The organism is Pseudomonas sp. GZD-209, assembly GCF_049310485.1.
Lineage (GTDB): Bacteria > Pseudomonadota > Gammaproteobacteria > Pseudomonadales > Pseudomonadaceae > Aquipseudomonas > Aquipseudomonas sichuanensis.
This window is the reverse complement of sequence record NZ_JBMOWQ010000099.1, coordinates 17,090-35,321: the sequence shown is the minus strand read 5'-3', so window position 1 is coordinate 35,321 and position 18,232 is coordinate 17,090. Positions and strand designations below refer to the sequence as shown.

The window sequence follows — 18,232 nt, the reverse complement described above, 5'->3', positions numbered from 1 at the left end:
ATAAAAAATAGGTGGTCGTCAGCGTCAGTCTTGAGTGACCTTTGCGCTGTAGAGCACTTGATAGGCGGCGCTGAATCCGTTGTCGTCGCGGTTCAGCACCAGGCAATGAGCAAGGCTCGCGGGGTGGGGCGCGCCCTGAATAAACGGCAGGTTCGCTACTGGCTGCTGCAAACCGGCAATCGGCGGTACGCTTTGGGCCTGCAATGCGCAGCGCGCAAGAATCAGATCCACCAGGCTCGGCGCCGCACTGAGAATGCCGTTGATCGCCAACCCACTGGTGATGTGCGAGGCGCGCGCAAGGGCCAGCGTCTGGCATAACACGCGGTCTTTGTGCGCATCGCCGGTGCCGCTGCACACCAACACATCGGTTGGGCTGTCGGGCAGGCTCAAGCGACCGAGGGTGGCATAGGCCGTCATGTCGGCGAGGCACGCCTGAGGACCGGCCGGCAGGTCTTCACGCCGACGCAGCACCAATGCTGCCGCGCCTTCCCCGGCAATGCCGCCGGTGCCCCGATGGTCAAACGGCAGCAGCGTGTTCGAGCCGTTGGCGCTGATGACACCCGCCTGGACCAACCCGGACAGCGCCAGAGCATCCAGCTCACTGCCCGCACCGACAACGATTGCCGCGTCAATTCGGCCGTCCTGCAAAGCGGCCGTAGCCTCACGCAAGGCTGCCAGGTTGCCGGCGACACCTTGCATATAGGCGTTGCACTCCCCCACCAGTTTCAGCGCCAGGCTGGTGACACCCAGCAAGCAGTTGCTCAAGCCTTTGAGCACCAGAAAAGGGTCCTGGGCACGGTCTTGCAGGATCCGTTTGGCGAACGCCGCCATGTCGGCAACGCCGTCCTGCCGACAGCCGTGCAACAACTCGGCATAGGATTCCAGAGACGGATGGGTGTAGCCGCCCTGACAGCAATACAAACCGAATCGGACATCCGGCTGCTCACCGGCCAGGCCTGCTTCTTCCAGCGCCTGACGTACCGCGCTGACACCCCAGATCACTGCCGGCGTGCAGTAGCGCTGAAGGTTTTGCGCAAGGTCTTGTCGGCTGCGTTGATGGTCCTGATCCTGGATTTGCCCGAACGCCACCACGCGTTCGCTGCGAAACCGTCGGGCGTTCAGCGCCGTAATCGCACTGCGCCCTTCGTTCGCGGCCGCCCAAAAAGACTCGACGCCCCAGCCGCTGGGCAGCACGCAACCCGCACCGGCAATCGCGACCGCCTGTTTCATCGCGGCGCCTCCCGGTACTTGCCCAGCGCAAGCGAAGTGTTGAGACCGCCGAAACCGAAGGAGTTGCTCAGGGCAACGTCGACCTTGCGTTTGACCGTTTGATGGGCGCAGTAGTCGAGGTCGCATTGTTCGTCGGCATCATGCAGGTTCAGGGTCGGCGTGACCCGATCATCCCGGCAGGCCAGGGCCGTGAGCATGAACTCCGGGGCCCCGGCGGCCGCAATCAGGTGGCCGAACTGGGATTTGTTGGCCGTCACCAGCAAGCGCCGATAATGTTCGCGCTCGGTAAACAGGGTCTTGATCGCCAGGGTTTCGGCAGCATCGTTGAGGGGTGTCGAGGTACCGTGGGCATTGATCAGATCGACCTGTTGCGGCGCAAGCCCGGCATCCTTCAGGGCCGCCTGCATCGCCAGCACCGCTCCCCGGCCCTGCGGGTCGGGTGCGGTGATTTTGTAGGCATCCAGGCTGCTGCCGTAACCCAGTACTTCGGCGTACGGCGTGGCCCCTCGGGCGAGCGCCCGCTCGAGGGTTTCGAGCACGACAAAACCACCGCCTTCACCTGCGATCAAGCCACTGCGATGGCGGTCGAACGGCCGACACAGTTCGCTGCCCCAACGCTGTTCGCTGCTGGCGGCGCCGAGCAGATACAGCGCGGTCATGGTGTCCAGGCTCAGCACCGAGTCGGCGCCCCCGGCAATGGCCAGCTCGACCTCGCCGCGGCGGATCATCTGGAATGCATTGCCGATGGCCTGGGACGCTCCCGCGCAGGCACTGCTGATATTGATCACCGGGCCTTCACTGCCGATGCCATCGGCAATCACCCGCGCAAGGCGGTCGTTGCTCTGACACAGCGAACTGTCAGGATCGACCTGCGCTTGTCGCGCCATCAATTGCGCCCAAGACGGCGCCTGTGCCGGGTTGTCCGCCAGGCTGAGCAGCATGTCCTGCAAACGATGAGCGGGTGCGCCGGACGCTGACAATACCGCCGCGCCGCGCAACTGTTCGGCGCTCAAGCCGCTGTCGGCAATGGCTTGGGTGGCCGCAACCCAACCAAAGCGGGTGCGTTTTTCCAGCGACAAACCCCAGGCCGGATGGTCTTTCAAGTGTGCGGGCATCAAGCCCATATCCACGGGCGCCGCGTAACGCACGGGGAACGCACCCGCCTCGACGCCTTCCGGTTGCCATGGCCGAATGCAATGCTCGCCGGCCAACATCTTTTGCCACATGGACTGCCACTCGAAACCGAAGCCGGTGACGGCGCCCATGCCCGTGATCACGATCCGTGTGGGGCTCATGGGTAACTCTCCATTGTCTCTGTGTCCGACGACGCTCTGGCCAGCAGCACCGCGCCCCAATGCCCGCCTCGGCTGTGTTCGAGCAACAGCGTGTAACGGCTGGAATCCAGTGCCCAGGTCACCGCGATTTCGGTGAGCAAGGCGCTGGCGCCCAAGTCACCTACCAACGCCTTTGAGTGTTCGAGGGTGTGCCCCGACAGGCTGAACAACGCGGCAATCTGCGGATCCTGTGCATCGGCGACGACTTGCCCGACATCGCTCAGGCAAAGTTTTTCGTTGTTCAAGGCACGCTCAATGACGTCGCGACCAACCGCCAGTCCACGCTCGGGTTGCGCGCTGTAACCACGGGCAAACCCGACAATGCGCAGCGCAGATTGCGCACCACTGCCCGGGTTGGTCGTCAGCAACAGTGCCGCAGCACCTTCGCCGAAAACCCACGGGCCAGGGTTTACAGGTGGGTGAGTAGCGTCACGCAGGTACAACGCCGGGGTGATGTTCGGACTGCTGCTGACGACGACGGCAGCATCGGCGCGGCCTTCGTTCAGATGGGCGGCGGCCTCCATCAAAGCATCCAGCCCCGCATTGCCCTGGGAGCAAAAACCGCCCATGGGCCCCTTGCAACGCAAGGCCTCGGCCGCGTGGGCCATGACGCTGCTGTTGAGCATCATCAGCGCATGCAGCGGCGGCGTGTGGGCAAAGAATTGCGCCAACAGATCCGCCGGTTGTTCGCCAATGGCCTGCACGGCATCCCAGCACGAGCTGGGGCCATCCACTTCCGGAATGGCAGCGGTCAATGCGATCCGCTCGTCGCGCAGTTCCAGCCCACGCAAGGTCTCGGCGAGACGGCCGACGCAATACAGCAGGCGCGCGCCCTGAGGCTCCAGGCCGCGGGACAACTTGCGGTCGTACACACCGGCCGGCAAGGCGGGCGCTGCGACACAATGGGCCAGGCGTGCGGGGTCGAAGTCCAGCGGTTGCGCGGCCTGAGGTTGACTGTCACGGGACGCACATTCAGTACCGGCAGCGTTGAGTACCGACGCTGCGGTGATGTAAACGGCAGTTGAATTGGATCTGGTCATTTCATGCCCTGCCCAGCACCAATGAACTGTTCACGCCACCAAACCCGAAGGAGTTGGAGAGCACGACGTTGATCGGTTGCTGCAACGGTTCGCAAAGGAATTTCAACTGCGGAAATTCGGATTTTTCCGGCTGAAAATTGAGGGTCGGCAAGGCCACGCCGAACTGAATGCTCATCAACGACAGCACCGCCTCAATGGCACCACTGCCGGCCAACGAATGCCCAACGGCAGATTTGTTGGCGGTGAATGTCATGTTTTCCAGGGTTTCGCCGAAGGCCTGCGCCAAGCCCAGGGCCTCGCAACGGTCATTGGCCTGGGTCGACGTACCGTGAACATTCACATGGTCCACAACCGCACTGGTCAGTTCGGCATCGGCCAGGGCCGCCGTCATGCAGGCGGCATACTTGCTGCCGTCGCGACTGCTGGAGGTGATTTTTTCTGCCTCGCACAGGTTCGCGTAACCCAGCACCCGGCCCAGCGCACAGGCCTGACGACGCTCGGCATGCTCGCGGGATTCCAGCACCAGCAGCGCCGCCCCTTCACTCAGCACAAAACCGCAGCGGTCCGGCATGAACGGCCGGCTCTGTTGTTGTGGGGAAAAGTCCACTCGCTGGCAAAGTGCTCCCAGCCCATCAAAGCTGTAGTAGGACAATTCATGGGCCATCAACTCCACCGCGCCGCACAACGCCAGGTCGATCTCGCCACGGGCGATCGCTCGATAGGCGCTGCCGATGGCCATGGTGCCGGCGGCACAGGCATCGGAATGCGTGGAGATATGGTCACGTACACCCAACCATTCGGCGAGATGGCAGGTTTGCTGATCGATCCGCCGGGCAAACGCCCCACCGCTGAGGGTGTGGTTATCCAGGTAGTGGTCGAGATCGACCCGCCCCTGATCGTCCATGTAACGGCTGGCGTCCCGCAGATCACCGCTCACGCAATGTTTGTTCGCCCCGACAAAAATGCCGCTGGCGACCCGGGCAAATGCGCCGTCGGCCAACCCGGCATGGGCCAGCGCCTGACGGGCCACGTAATGCGCCAGCCATTCCTGGCGGGAGGTGGTCCGCAGATCGCCCGGGAAGGCTGCCGCGATGACCTGCCATTGTTGCTCATCGATAAATCCGGCCGCCGGGTTCGCAAACCCCAGTTCGACAAACGCCGGGTGCTGGCGAATGCAGGAACGCTTTTGGCTGATCGTCGTGAACAGCGAGGCCGCATCCAGTGCCATGGGCGCCACCAGGCCGTAGCCTGTGACCAGAACCTCTCGGGCCTGCATCAAGGCAACCCCTACGCCGAGGCTTGCAACTGGGTGGCCGCGTACTGCTCAACCAACAGACGCGAGATCGAGTCACCGTCCAGAGGGGTCAGGCGAGCACTGCAACCGCCACACACCACTTGTTTGCGTTCATTGAGTTGGGCGTGAACCGCGCCACACTCAGGGCAGGCCTCGGGGAGGTAGTTGAAAACGTTATGGCATTGCTGCGCCCAGTTACGCACGGTGGTGGCCGAGAAGACATCGCCCGGCAGCATACCCGCGCGCAACTGGCCCGGCGCGTAAGCGCTGAGGCTCTGCTCCAGCAAAGCCACGCCGTCCTGCGTGATACGGCCCTTTTCGACAAACCGGGTGGCGTCGCCGAACACCGCTACTGCGTGATCCAGCACGCTGGTTTTCGGCAAGGTGCAACCGTACTGACGGCCCAGCTGGAAGCTCAGGTCGACGATGTCCAGCGAGTCGGCGCTGAGGTCGTCAACGATACTGCTGTGCTCTGCCACGTCGCCCATATCCATCACCAACAACTGTGCAAGGATCTCCCGTGTACTGTTGATAATGCTGTCCAATTCCAATGGATTGTTCATTGATTGTTTCCCTACAAAAGCCGCATTGAATGAATGAAGTCATCGGGCCAAAAAAACTGTTTTCAGGCCAGATCTGTCGAGGGCCGGGAGTCTAAAGTCTCCCCTTAAGGGGAGAGTCAACTTGCCATCATGGCTTTTAAGAGAAATCCCGACGAACCCTTAAACCCTTGGTTTAAGCACTTCAATGGTGTTTGCATAGGGAGTGTAAATTGACAAAATCGATGGCTTGAAACAGCACGGTAGTTCCAGATTTGGCGCCCGAAGAAAGAGCACATCGAGAGCGCTAACACTTACTTGGCGTGAGAAGAGATCCAGCACTACCACTGGGCAACGCCATATGCTGACCCGTACCGATTCGCCGATCGCCTGATCGTACGCAACGCAACTCATTGCTCAAGCGGGCAGCACAACACCGCGCTCCTCGAAATATCGGTTCAATGTGGACGCCTCCCCCTCAGGATCTGCCAGCGCGACATAGGTATCAGGCCGCAACAGATAAGCAGCATTTCTGGCAACGCCGGCTTTCTCGTACGCCGGCTGCCAAGCGAAAACATGCAGGGCAATGCCGTGCTGCGTGCACCATTGGGCCAGGTCTGCCTTGGCCTCACCGTAAACCTGCACTTGCCACTCGATGGCTGTCAGTGAGTCGTAGTTGTCCGCCGTGCCCCCAGGCAGCCAAGGCAGGCGATCACCCCCCTGGACCTCGCCTGCCTTACCTTGGCTAAGCGGGCTGTCGCGGTAATCAAGGGTGGTTTGCGAAACCACACGGAACAGGTACTCACGCACGCTCGCGCGCTTGTACGCAACGCTGGCGAAGACCGGTGCGATGCGCGTGCGCACAAAGTCAGCCAATCCGCCCTGAGCAGTAACAAAGGTGAACAGCTTGTCAGTGGTCTCTACCAGCGTGCGGGCAAATGCCTGGCGTTCGATCTGGTAGCTGTCGAGCAAGGTTTCGGGCGCCTTGCCTTTGACCACCGCTGCCAGCTTCCACGCCAGGTTGATTGCATCCAGAATGCCGGTGTTCATGCCCTGCCCGCCTGCCGGGCTGTGGACATGCGCAGCATCGCCGAGCAAAAACGCTCTGCCCCGGCGGAAATGGTCCGTGACACGATGATGAACGCGGTAGCTGGAAAACCAGTTCACCTCGCTGATCTTGAGGTTCAAGCCGTTGATGGCATCGTGGCCAACGTCCGCGAACGTCAGCTGCTCGGGATGCTCGGCACGCTCGTCTCGCACGGTGCCAATCAGGCGGTATTGGTCCTTTTCGCCGTAGCACAGGAGCAGCACAAAGTCGGACTTGTCAAAAGCGATGTGCGCCTCACCCGCAGGCTCAATGCCCGTCACCCTGACATCCGCGACATAGAAAAGCTGCTTATAAGTGCCGCCCTCGAAACCGCTGCCGATCTGATGTCGAACGAGCGACCGAGCGCCATCGCAGCCTGCCAGGTAAGCCGCAGTCATGGCCACCTCCTGCCCATCAGCCTGTTTCAGCATGGCCGTGACGTGGCTTTCACCCTCTTCGAAGCGCAGCAGTTCGGTCTGCCATTGCACGTCCACGCCAAGGGCATGGAGTTGCTGCACCAGCAGGCGCTCATGGCGATCCTGGGGGTAGATCAACACGAAGGGGTATGGAGAAACCGCTCTGCCTGCATCGACCAAGGGGATGCGCGCTCTGTGGCTGCCTCGCGCCCACATGTTCATGGCAGGTGTTTTATAGCCGGCTTCTATCACTGCATCGGCTATATCGAGCTGGCGATACAGCTCTAGCGTGCGGGCTTGAACAGCCATGGCACGAGAAGCTTCGCCGGGCCCACTGTTCTTGTCGACGATCGTTACGCCGACGCCTTGCCTGGTGAGCCAAAGAGCAAGCACCAGCCCGGTCGGGCCAGCCCCAACAATAAGAACGTCGGTTTGCGCCGCCATGATCTCACCTCGAAAATAAATGGCCACTGCGTCATGAATGTTCCCGAGCGCAGCCAAAGTCCATCCGCAATTTTCTATTGATACCCCGAATACCTCTCGATAGAGTCCTTCCTCCCTCCTTTGCGGCCAGATCTGCCGTGCACCGCCCAGGCGTTGACTCGCGAAGCGGTCATACAGGTTGCCGACACTTATACGGGCGCTGTCGACGAGCGCGCCTCATTTCCGCTATCAAGTGTTAAGGCTGATTCCATGATCATTCGTCAGGCTACCCATGCCGACCATCCACAACTGCTCAACCTCTGGCTGCGCTCTGTCCGCGCCACTCATCACTTCCTGCAAGCGTCCGATATCGAGGCATTGCTACCTCAGCTTCGGGATGTCTACCTGCCCGCTGTTGAATTATGGGTCACTGTAAATGCCGAGGACTATCCGCTGGGCTTTATCGGGCTCAATGAAAACCACGTAGAGATGCTCTTCATCGAACCCGATCTGCGCGGGACAGGTATTGGCCGCGCGCTGCTGGATCATGCCCGCAGTTCGCGCAATCAGCTGAGTGTTGACGTGAACGAGCAGAACCCCGAAGCGGTAGGGTTCTATTTGCATTACGGGTTTGCGCAAACAGGTCGTTCGCCGCTGGATGGCGAGGGTCGCCCCTTCCCTTTGCTGCACATGAGCCTGCATCACTAGCCCAATAATCCCATCGACCCCAAATGCCTGTTGACTAAACACAGCCGCCTTGCGCACTATCCCGATGCACCTCTTGGCAACGGATCAACCATGATTCCCAACACTGACCACATGCTGACTGCCATGGGCCTCTACGCCCAGGCATGCGCATGCGTGTCCGTTGCCAAGAAATCCAAGAAACAGTCGCTCATTTGACCGGGGCGCTGTCCCGTCAGATGAGCTGACAGGACAGATAGCGCCAGGTCTCTTCCCCGCTTGATTCCCATCCCCTCCTCTGACGTCGACTAATCGGTCTGCCTGAGGAGTAATGCATGTCTAATTTGCGCGGTATCTGGGTTGCACTGGTCACACCTTTTCGTTCGGGGCAGGTCGATTTCGACGCCCTTCAAGGCTTGGCCAAGAAGCTCCTCAATGAGGGTGTGAGAGGCCTGGTGGTATGCGGTACCACGGGTGAAGCTGCGGCAATGAGCAAAGATGAACAGCTCGAGGCGCTGGATGCCGTGCTTGAAGTCGCCCAGCCAGGCCAAGTGATCATGGGGCTCTCGGGCAACAACCTGCAGGAAGTCCTGGCGTTCCAGCAAAAAATCCAGCGCCGCGACATCGCTGGCGTGCTTGTCCCAGCGCCCTACTACATCCGCCCTTCACAGCAAGGCATCGAATCTTTCTTCCAGGCCGTGGCTGACGCATCGTCAGTTCCCGTTGTGGTCTACGACATTCCGTATCGGACAGGTGTGAGGATCGAGCGCGAGACACTACGACGGATCGTGCGCCACTCGAACATTGCCGCGGTGAAAGACTGCGGTGGCGATATCGAAACAACGATGGCACTGATCAACGACGGCCATGTTCAAGTGTTAACTGGAGAGGATATCCAGATATTCACCAATCTCGCCCTGGGAGGTGCCGGCGCCATCTCGGCATCAGCTCACATCCATGCTGATCTCTACGCGCAACTGGTGCGCCACATGGACGAAGGCGACGTTGGTGCAGCTCGCTCGGTCTTCTATCGTCTTCTGCCCTGGATTCAATCGGCATTTGCGGAACCGAACCCCGCCATGGTGAAGGCAGCGCTTTCTGTTCAAGGGCTCATCGCCAATGAACTTCGTGAGCCCATGCAACCCTGCAGCGCACTGGCCATGGAACGGCTCCGGTCAGTCCTGCCGTCAATAACGCTATAACCGACCTCGGACGGTGGCTTTCGCCGAGCCCCCGCCAGGTATCCGCATTACCATGAGCGATGGAAACGGTCGCAACTGGTCGCGTAAACCGAGCATTCGCAATGCGTATGCGGCTGCTCGGTTGCAATGCCGACACGGGCCAGATCGAGCCGCGCGCTACACCGGTAACTCAGTGGTCAGCTTGACCTTCTCCATGGGCACTTCGGTCTTGACGTTCTGCACCACATCCAGGCTGGTCAGATGGGCCACCTGGAAACGCCGGTAGGCTTCCAGATCCGCCGCCACCACCCGTAGCAACAGGTCACAGTCGCCCGCCATCACATGACACTCCACCACCTCGGGCAGTTGGCGCACCGCGTTGATGAAGATGTCGGTGGTTTCCTGGTCCTGGCGCTTGAGCCACACCCGCACGAACAGGGTCAGCCCCAATGCCACCTTGGCCGGGTCCACCAGCGCCACGTAGCGCTCGATTACTCCCGCGTCCTCCAGCAACCGTACCCGCCGCAGGCACGGCGACGGGGACAACCCCACTTGCTTGGCCAGCTCCTGATTCTGCAGACGCCCGTCCCGCTGCAGGGCACGCAGGATGCGGCGGTCGATGGCATCAAGCTTGATTGGCATTGAAAACCTCAAATCGAGTGTTATTGGTAGCAGATGCCAAATCCTCAGTGAGCTATTGCAATTACGCAAGCCTATTTCAACAGCACATTGGAATAATTCTCCTCCACTGGAGGTGACCATGAATACCCTTGAACCCGCCCTGAACGATCCCACTGCCCCCGACAGCGAACTACGGCGTGGCGCCGTGGCAGCCCTGCCGATGCTGCTGGGCTTCATCCCGTTCGCCCTGGTACTCGGTGCGCAGGCGTCGCAGCACCAGCTCAATGCTGCTGAGGTTGCATTGATGACCGGCCTGAACTTCGGTGGCGGTTCGGAGTTCGCCGCCATCGAACTGTGGACCTCGCCCCCGGCGATACTGGTGATCGTCGCCATGACCCTGCTGGTCAACAGCCGCCACCTGCTGATGGGCGCTACCCTGGCGCCCTACCTGCGCCACCTGCCCCTGAAGCAAGCGCTTGGCGCAGTGTTTTTCATGTGTGACGAGAGCTGGGCCATGGGCTTGGCCGATGCCCGTCGGCACAATGGCTTCAGCCTGCGCTACTACATGGGCGTGTCGCTGTGCCTGTGGGCCACCTGGGTAACCTTCACCACCCTGGGGGCGCTGGTCGGGCCGCTGCTGGGCGACCTGCGCAGTTATGGCTTCGACATGGCCTTCGCCGCCGTTTTCCTGGTACTGCTCAAGGGCATGTGGAAAGGCGTGCACGCCGCCCTGCCCTGGCTGTTCAGCCTGGTAACCGCCGCGCTGTTCCACCTGTTGATCCCCGGCGGCTGGTACGTCCTCGCGGGCACCGTGGCTGGCCTGGTCAGCGCCTACCTGTGGGCCAAGCCATGATCGACATCACTACCCTGGCCACGATCCTCGGCATGGCCCTGGTCACTTACCTGACACGCGCACTGGGCTTTTTGCTATTGCGCAATCGGGTCATGGGGCCGCAACTCACTCAAGTGCTCAGCGCCGCACCGGGCTGTGTGCTGATCGCGGTGATCGCGCCCAAATTCGTCAGCGGCGACCCCGCCGACTCGATCGCACTGGCCCTGACCCTGCTTGCCGCCACGCGTTACTCCATTCTGCCGGTGGTGCTGTTCGCCATCGTTGTCACCGGTGCGTTGCGTGCGGTGCTGCATTGACGCCGGCAGCGCTAAGCCAACTGCGCCAGCGCTTCCTCCACCTTGATGACCATTCGATTGCCGCGGGCAACAGGCAGGCGCCACACGGCGATATCGACACCCAGGGGGACGACCCGGGCGATCGGCATGATCAGCTCGCCACTGTCGAGGTAGCGCTGCACCAGGCTCTGCCGCCCGATCAGCACACCTGCGCCCAGCAGCGCCTGCTGCACGGCGATGGAGTACAGCGAGAACCCTGGCCCCTGGGCCACGAATGGGACATCGGGCATGACCGCACCAGCCCACGCCGCCCAATCGCTCCAGCCGACATCGGCGATGCAGCGCGTGTCGCACAGATCTTCGGGGCGCTCGATACCAGCGGCCAGGGCCGGGACACACACCGGGACCACCGCCTCACTGCACAGCACGCGCTGCCCGTGCCCAGGCTTGTCGGTGTAGAACAGGCACAGGTCATAAGGGCTGCGCTTGAGGTTGGGTGGCTCGTCCACCGCCGTGACCGAGATCTCGATGGGCGCCAGCAGCTCGGTCAGGCGCGGCAGCCGCGGGCCGATCCACAACTGCGCCAAGGCAGGTGATGTGACGATATGCACCCGCTGCGGCGCAGCCAGCCGGCGCAGGGTACGCGCGGCTTCTTCCACCGCATCGAAGGCCTCGGTGAACTGGGCCTTCACGCTTTCGCCCAGCGGCGTGAGCCTGACGCCTTTGGCGTGGCGTTCGAACAGCATGGCACCGTACTGGGCCTCGAGTGTCTTGACCAACGCGGCGATGGCACCCGGGCTGACTTTCAGCTCGTCAGCCGCGCGGGCAAAGCCCCCCAGCCGGGCGGAAGCTTCGAAGGCGCGCAGTGCATTGAGCTGCAGGGTATGGCGGGTTGGCGCGTGCAACGGCATGGTGTGAGCCCTAGTTTTTTTAGGCCTAATATTCCATAAATCTGCCGTTGCCAGCAATTCTGCCGCGCATTAACGTGACCTCTACAGGCTTGCCAAAGCCCTATCGGCGCTGGCCTGCAGCGATCCCGGCCGCAGCTTGCCGGGCCATTTCAGAAGGCATTCCAATGCAACCATCCAACAGGGCCCAAGCGTTCATGCAGGGCGCCCGCGCAGTCCTGCCGCTGACCACCGGGATCGTGCCGTTCGGCCTGATCACCGGGGTCACGGCGATCAACCTGGGGCTGTCGCCAAGCGAGGCCATGGGCATGACCCTGCTGTTCTACTCGGGCTCGGCGCAGATGGCCGTGCTGCAATTGATGCAGAACGGCGCCTTGCCCATCACCATGGTGGTCACCGCGCTGGTGATCAACCTGCGCTTTCTGATGTACAGCGCCTCGCTGGCGCCGCATTTCAGCAACCTGCCACCCCAGCGCCGCTGGTCGATGGCCTACCTGCTTTCGGACCAATCCTTCGCCCTGTGCACCCTCAGGCTCAACGCACGGGAGGGCCTGGGCGGGTTCGCCTTCGAGTACTACCTCGGCACCGCCATGGTCATGTGGCTGGGTTGGAACCTCGCCGTGCTGGTGGGCGTGGCGGTGGGCTCCGGCATACCGCCGACCTGGTCGCTGGGGTTCGCCATCCCGTTATCGTTCCTGGCGCTGCTGGTGCCCGCCATCCGCAACCGGGCGATGCTCGGGGCGGCAACAGTGGGCGGGGTGCTGGCGGTACTGGCCATCGACATGCCCTACAACCTGGGGATGCTGGTGGCCGCGCTCGGCGGCATCCTGGCCGGGCTGGCGCTGGAGCAGCTTGGCATGGCTCAGACCGTGGAACAGCACGCTGACCAGGAGGCCTCATGAGTCAGGCATGGCAATGGATCACTTTCCTGCTGGCGGGCCTGGGCACTTTCGCCCTGCGCCTGTCGTTCATCGAGTACTACCGCAGCCTGCGCATACCACCGTGGTTCCGGCGGGCGCTGGCCTATGTGCCGGCGAGCGTGCTGGCAGCGCTGGTGCTGCCGGCGGTGGTGTATCAGGACCGGCATGCGGCGTTCGACTGGAGCAACCCGCAGATACCCGCGGCGATACTGGCCGGCGTGATGGCCTGGCGCACTCGCAGTACCCTGTTGACGCTGGGGGTTGGGATGGGGGTGTTGTGGGCGCTGAAGTATTGGGGGATGTGACAGGCGTTGGGGCGTGATGCCCTAGGATCAGAGGGCGCTCCGGAAAGCCGATGAATACAGCCTCAAACAATCATTAACTACATAGTGTTTATGCCCGCCTTGGACGTGTAGGTCTTTTGCTACATGCCTTCAAGAATGCTCCTTCCTGCGCGCGAGACACCTTCTGACTTCTTCCTGAATACCGCCTCGGTATGGTTTCCCTCCTGCATTTTCAGGTCGCCCGACCGAGGCCATTGCACTGCACCGCCCCCCTTGTGGGAGCGGGCTTGCCCCGCGATGCGTAGCCAACAGGCGACCTCCTTTTCAGCAAGGAGCGCCAAACCAGATGGCAACCACCCCCGACAAGGCCAGCCCTTCAGGCAAGGGCATTTTACAAGTAGCGATCACACCACTCGCCGAAATCCAGGCCAAGGACGTCGGCCGTGGCGCCGCAGTGTTCGATGCCTGGCTACGGGAAGTCAGTGCCGGCCATGCCACCCTCGAGCGCCTCAAGGCCGTCGCCGGCAATGTGCCAGTGGCGGGCAACAGCATCGCCCTGATCGAAGCACTGAGCGCTATCGTTACCCTGGCCCGCAGCCAGGTACCCGACCCACTCGACTGCGCCACCTTTGCCCTCAATCTGATCGCCTTGGTCACCTCGCCCGCCGGTGAGGCACCAGCGCGCATGAGCTTGCGGCCGATGCTGCTGTTCGTGCGCCAGGAGGGTAAGCAGGTGCTCGACGATGCCTCGGTCGAACTGCTGGCCGGCCACCTCAACGCCGATATCGTCGGCAGCCTCGATAATTTCGTCAGCCAGGCCACCGGCAAACTCAAGGGCATCCTCGCCGAGGCCGCCACCCTCGGCGAGCAGATCATCCTCGACATTGCCCGTGGCCTGGCCACCCTGGCCGAAGGCGCCGGCCCAAGACACGCCCGCCCGGCATCCACCCCAAGCAGCGCGCTGATGCACAACCCGCTGGCCACGCTCGACAACTACCTGGCCGGCGCCTTCAGCGCCTACAAGCACGCTGGCAAGGGCATGACCAACGTCAGCCCCACCCTCAGCCCTACGGCCAAGGCCGAACTGCTAGCCCACAGCGCGCACCTGCGCACCTTGGCGCCACTGATATGCGGCATGATCCTCAAGCTGGGCGACGCTGGCAGTCCCGGTTCCATCGAGGCCCTGAGTCAGACCCTGGCCAGCAGCGTCAAGCAGTGGCGCCAACGCAACCCGCAACAGGTGGCGGCCAACATCAAGCCCGGCGGCACCAGCAAGGCCCGCCACCAGCTGGCCGAAGGCAAGCTGGAAACCCAGAAAGAGCAGGCGCCCGCGTCCCAGGCCGCCAACCAGTGCAAGAACGGCGCCCCGGCCAACACCTGCAACAGCATCAACTTCGCCCTGGGCAGCGAGACCCTGCAGCACACCGATTTCAGCCTGCCCGGCCCGTTCCCGATCACCTGGACCCGCACCTACCACTCGCGCCTGGCCGCCCTCGACAGCGCCAGCCTCGGCGCCCGCTGGATCACCGCGTTCACCACCTGCATCGATGTGCAGGACGATGGCCTGCTGCTGCACGATATCGACGGCCGCAGCCACGCCTACCCGCTGCCCAAGGTCGGCAAAACCCATTACGACGCGGTCGAGTACCGTGGCCTGACCCGCACCACCGACACCCAGCTCATCCTGTCGCGCGGGCAGGAGCGCCACGAGACCTACGAGCGCGTCGGCGATCGCTTCCACCTGGTGCATATCGTCATGCGCAACGGCGTCGGCGCGATGCTGCACTACGAGCACAGCCACAACGGCCGCCCGGTGCTGTCGGACATCAACACCTACGCCGACAACGACCCGTCCAAAGTCCACCTGCAACTGGGCACGCTGCTCGATGACCACGGCCATATCCAGGGCCTGTGGCAAGTGGTCGACGGCAAGCCGCTGCGCCAGCTGTGCGCCTACCACTATGACGACCAGGGCGACCTGATCGCCGCCCAGGATGAACACGGCGCCGCCTGGCGCTACCAGTACCAGCACCACCTGATCACCCGCTACACCGACCGCACCGAGCGCGGCCTGAACCTGGAATGGGACGGCAGCGGCCCGCACGCCCGGGCAATCCGCGAATGGGCCGACGACGGCAGCTTCGAAACCCGCCTGACGTGGGACGCGCACATCCGCCTGACCACCGTAACCGACGCCCATGGCGGCCAGACCCGCCACTACTATGACGCCGAGGGCTACACCTACCGCATCCAGCACGCCGACGAGCGCTCCGAGTGGCTGTTCCGCGACGCCCGCAAGAACGTGATCCGCCACCTGCACGCCGACGGCAGCCAGGACCGCTACACCTACGATGAGCGCAGCAACCGCCTGCAGCACATCCGCGCCGACCATAGCGTGGTGCACTACGCCTACGACGACAAGGACCAGCTGATCAAGATCAGCGATGCCGAAGGCGGCCTGTGGCTGCGTGACTACGACGATGCCGGCAACCTGGTCGAAACGGTCGACCCGCTGGGCAACAAGACCGAGTTCGCCTACACCTCGACGGGACTGTTGAAGGCGATCAAGGACGCCAACGGCAACGAAAAGAAGATGGCGTACAACGACGCCGGGCAACTGCTCGAATACACCGACTGCTCCGGCAAGACCAGTAAATGGGAGTACGACGAACTGGGGCGCCTGGTGCAGGCCAGCAATGCGCTGGGCGAGAGCATCCAGTATGCCTACAAGGCGGGGCAGTTGAGCAAGGTTACCCATGCGGACATGACCGAAGAGCGCTTCGAACGCGATGCCGAAGGCCGGTTGCTGGCCCATGTCGATGCGCTGGATCGGTCTACTACCTGGAGCTATACCCATGCTGGGTTGCCAAGTGAGCGTGTCGATGCCGCGGGGTACACGTTGCGCTACCACTGGGACAAGCTAGGTCGACTGGTCTGCCTGGACAACCAGAACGGAAGTAGAGCGGCGTTCTGCTACGACCTAGTCGGACGTTTGTCGCAGGAAACCGGTTTCGACGGTTTGGCTAAGCACTATCGGTATGACGTGCATACCGGGCGGCTGGCGTTCACGCAGGTTGGCCAGCGTCGCGTAACCATTCGTTTCGATCGCATGGGCCGACTGATCGAACGTACTGCCAGCCTCGGTGAACAGGTGGAATCGGAGCATTATGCCTACAACGGCAATGGCCAACTGCTCCAGGCCCGCAATGCCGTCAGCATGTTGCAATGGTTCCATGACCAAGCCGGCAACATGGTCCGCGAGCACCTGCATTATCTGGGTATCGGCACACCCATGGTTGCCGTCTGGCAGCATGAATACGATGCGTTGAACCAGCGTGTGGCAACCATCCGGCCCGATGGCCACAAGGTCAGTTGGTTGACTTACGGTAGCGGCCATGTCGCTGGCATGACGCTCGATCATCACGAAATGCTCGCCTTCGAGCGTGACGACCTGCACCGCGAAATTGTTCGCCATCAAGGCAACAAACTCATGCACAAACAGCAGTGGACTCTGCGGGGAAGGCCGCAAGAGCAATTGATTGGCGGTGCCGATGGCGAATCTGTCCTGCTCAAACGGGAGTATCAGTACGACACGGTCGGCCAACTGACCGGTATTCGCGATACGCGTCGTGGGCAATTGGCTTACCAATACGACCCGCTTGGCCGGCTGCTGCAGGCCGCCAGCCGTTTAGGCGTTGAAACTTTCGCGTTCGATCCCGCGGGCAACCTCATTGACGAAGCCCAACAACTCAATCGCCCTCTGGAAGAAAAGGCCAGGCATGGGAAGCTGATGGACAACCGCTTGCGCGAATACGGCGGTGTCCATTTCAAATATGACGAGCGCGGCAACCTGATTCACCGGCTGCAAGAGGGCAAGCATGCTCATCTGACCTGGGACTTGTTCGATCGCCTGACGCATTACAACGATGACCGGCTCAAGGTCGATTTCAGTTACGACGCTTTAGGTCGTCGGTTGCACAAGCACTCCGTTGCCCATTACTGGGATAGGCCTGAAGCCGGTACTGGCTGGAACCAGATGCAGCGAGCCAAACGACAGCGCGAGTTGAAATGCGGTTTTACGCTGTTCGGCTGGGATGGCAACGCGCTTGCCTGGGAGAGTTCCCCACCGCGTGACGACAGTGATACCGGCAGAACCGTGCACTACTTGTATCTGCCAGGCAGTTTTGTGCCAGTGGCCCAAGCGGTGCGCAATGGTCCGGTTCGCCTGCACAAGCAACCAGACTGGAATGGCCGTGAATATGATTTTGACCAAGACCCTCTGTGGCACACCGAAGTGAAGCCTCAAACGTTCGACAGCATGTACTGGTACCAATGTGATCATCTGGGTACGCCGATGGAGTTGACGGATGAGGAAGGGCGTGTGGTGTGGGCGGCACGTTACACGGCTTGGGGAGATCTTGCCGATTTGCAGGATGGTCAAGATGCTATTGGCGCAGTGAGGAACCCGATACGCTTCCAGGGACAGTATCAAGATCACGAGACAGGGCTGCATTACAACCGGTTCCGCTATTACGATCCGAGGAGTGCTCGTTACGTATCGGAGGATCCGGTCGGGTTCATGGGTGGACTGAATGCATACGAGTATATCGGTGGAGATCCCGTAAGCGGTAATGATCCGTTGGGGCTGGCGCCGTGGGAATTGAATGGGGATGGCGACACCAGCATATGCACGTATTACGATTTTCGGTCTTGTGAGACTACAGGTGATCTAAGTAGTTACTACCAAACCGCTGCGAAGATATGCCGTGGGGGACGAACAGATGTGAATTTCGTGCTAGGAGCAGGTGTATTAAATGCATGGATTTGGGGTGGACAGGATTCGAGTGCTGAAATTTCCGACAAGATCAGACGTAGTTTGATAGCCAGTGATAAAGCAGAGGTGGCAGTGCATGGGGTAAATGGCGTGACAGGAAATGCCATCGATGCTTATCATGACAAGGCATTCGGTGAGGCGGGACTGGGAACTCGTTTTTATGGAGGTAATATCTGGTTTCAAGGCATTTCACCTAACCCGGTTCCTTTTGATTCGGAGGGGAAATTCAGGTTCGATCCGCGGCGTTTACTTCCTACTGGAGATAGCCGTAAGTCTTTGGGTTGCTTAAAGGATTAAATTTAAAAGGAT

The 18,232-nt window shown here is 61.5% G+C and carries 15 protein-coding genes; 7 read left to right on the top strand and 8 right to left on the bottom strand.

The window, feature by feature from the left end; translation table 11 throughout:
- Positions 1 to 24: 24 nt before the first annotated feature.
- From ACO6VM_RS12880 to ACO6VM_RS12855, 6 genes are all read right to left on the bottom strand, one after another.
- Positions 25 to 1,230 carry a beta-ketoacyl synthase N-terminal-like domain-containing protein gene (locus ACO6VM_RS12880; protein WP_422403380.1) on the bottom strand — a complete coding sequence of 402 codons (1,206 nt, stop codon included), beginning with the start codon at positions 1,228 to 1,230 and terminating at the stop codon, positions 25 to 27.
- A complete protein-coding gene (locus tag ACO6VM_RS12875) occupies positions 1,227 to 2,525 on the bottom strand; it encodes a beta-ketoacyl-[acyl-carrier-protein] synthase family protein (RefSeq protein WP_422403379.1) in 1,299 nt (432 codons plus the stop codon). Before ACO6VM_RS12875 ends, ACO6VM_RS12880 begins: the two co-directional genes overlap by 4 nt.
- Positions 2,522 to 3,436: a beta-ketoacyl synthase gene (locus tag ACO6VM_RS12870; RefSeq protein WP_422403390.1), complete on the bottom strand. Its 915-nt coding sequence runs from the start codon at positions 3,434 to 3,436 to the stop codon at positions 2,522 to 2,524. The genes ACO6VM_RS12875 and ACO6VM_RS12870 overlap by 4 nt, the downstream gene beginning before the upstream one ends.
- 169 nt (positions 3,437 to 3,605) lie before the next feature.
- Entirely contained in the window at positions 3,606 to 4,880 is a 1,275-nt protein-coding gene (locus tag ACO6VM_RS12865) for a beta-ketoacyl-[acyl-carrier-protein] synthase family protein (protein ID WP_422403378.1), read from the bottom strand.
- Positions 4,881 to 4,891: 11 nt separating this feature from the next.
- On the bottom strand, positions 4,892 to 5,461 hold the full coding sequence (locus ACO6VM_RS12860) for an acyl carrier protein (RefSeq protein ID WP_401058949.1): 570 nt from the start codon (positions 5,459 to 5,461) through the stop codon (positions 4,892 to 4,894).
- A gap of 393 nt (positions 5,462 to 5,854) precedes the next feature.
- Positions 5,855 to 7,384, bottom strand: a complete 1,530-nt coding sequence (locus ACO6VM_RS12855) for an FAD-dependent oxidoreductase (RefSeq protein ID WP_422403377.1) — start codon at positions 7,382 to 7,384, stop codon at positions 5,855 to 5,857.
- A 249-nt stretch (positions 7,385 to 7,633) separates the two neighbouring features.
- Between ACO6VM_RS12855 and ACO6VM_RS12850 the strand changes: the two genes are divergently transcribed.
- Together ACO6VM_RS12850 and dapA are read left to right on the top strand one after the other, a co-directional pair.
- Positions 7,634 to 8,071, top strand: coding sequence for an acetyltransferase (locus ACO6VM_RS12850; RefSeq protein WP_401058953.1), 438 nt, complete (start codon positions 7,634 to 7,636; stop codon positions 8,069 to 8,071).
- 311 nt (positions 8,072 to 8,382) lie between these two features.
- Positions 8,383 to 9,249, top strand: a complete 867-nt coding sequence (gene dapA, locus ACO6VM_RS12845; RefSeq protein WP_422403376.1) for a 4-hydroxy-tetrahydrodipicolinate synthase — start codon at positions 8,383 to 8,385, stop codon at positions 9,247 to 9,249.
- A 156-nt stretch (positions 9,250 to 9,405) separates the two neighbouring features.
- On the opposite strand, the gene ACO6VM_RS12840 is transcribed toward dapA, so the two are convergent.
- On the bottom strand, positions 9,406 to 9,870 hold the full coding sequence (locus ACO6VM_RS12840) for an Lrp/AsnC family transcriptional regulator (protein WP_401058955.1): 465 nt from the start codon (positions 9,868 to 9,870) through the stop codon (positions 9,406 to 9,408).
- A 118-nt stretch (positions 9,871 to 9,988) separates the two neighbouring features.
- Between ACO6VM_RS12840 and ACO6VM_RS12835 the strand changes: the two genes are divergently transcribed.
- Together ACO6VM_RS12835 and ACO6VM_RS12830 are read left to right on the top strand one after the other, a co-directional pair.
- On the top strand, positions 9,989 to 10,702 hold the full coding sequence (locus tag ACO6VM_RS12835; RefSeq protein WP_401058957.1) for an AzlC family ABC transporter permease: 714 nt from the start codon (positions 9,989 to 9,991) through the stop codon (positions 10,700 to 10,702).
- Positions 10,699 to 10,998, top strand: coding sequence for an AzlD family protein (locus ACO6VM_RS12830; RefSeq protein WP_125464332.1), 300 nt, complete (start codon positions 10,699 to 10,701; stop codon positions 10,996 to 10,998). The genes ACO6VM_RS12835 and ACO6VM_RS12830 overlap by 4 nt, the downstream gene beginning before the upstream one ends.
- An 11-nt stretch (positions 10,999 to 11,009) precedes the next feature.
- Here ACO6VM_RS12830 and ACO6VM_RS12825 read toward each other — a convergent pair whose 3' ends face one another.
- Positions 11,010 to 11,888 (bottom strand): LysR family transcriptional regulator, encoded by an 879-nt coding sequence (locus ACO6VM_RS12825; protein WP_401058959.1) that lies wholly within the window; start codon positions 11,886 to 11,888, stop codon positions 11,010 to 11,012.
- A gap of 164 nt (positions 11,889 to 12,052) precedes the next feature.
- On the opposite strand from ACO6VM_RS12825, the gene ACO6VM_RS12820 reads away from it, so the two are divergent.
- The 3 genes from ACO6VM_RS12820 (at position 12,053) to ACO6VM_RS12810 (ending at position 18,220) form a co-directional block, all read left to right on the top strand.
- A complete protein-coding gene (locus ACO6VM_RS12820) occupies positions 12,053 to 12,787 on the top strand; it encodes an AzlC family ABC transporter permease (RefSeq protein WP_422403375.1) in 735 nt (244 codons plus the stop codon).
- Positions 12,784 to 13,110 (top strand): AzlD domain-containing protein, encoded by a 327-nt coding sequence (locus tag ACO6VM_RS12815; protein ID WP_422403374.1) that lies wholly within the window; start codon positions 12,784 to 12,786, stop codon positions 13,108 to 13,110. Before ACO6VM_RS12820 ends, ACO6VM_RS12815 begins: the two co-directional genes overlap by 4 nt.
- Positions 13,111 to 13,435: 325 nt before the next feature.
- Positions 13,436 to 18,220: an RHS repeat-associated core domain-containing protein gene (locus tag ACO6VM_RS12810; protein ID WP_422403373.1), complete on the top strand. Its 4,785-nt coding sequence runs from the start codon at positions 13,436 to 13,438 to the stop codon at positions 18,218 to 18,220.
- Positions 18,221 to 18,232: the final 12 nt, after the last annotated feature.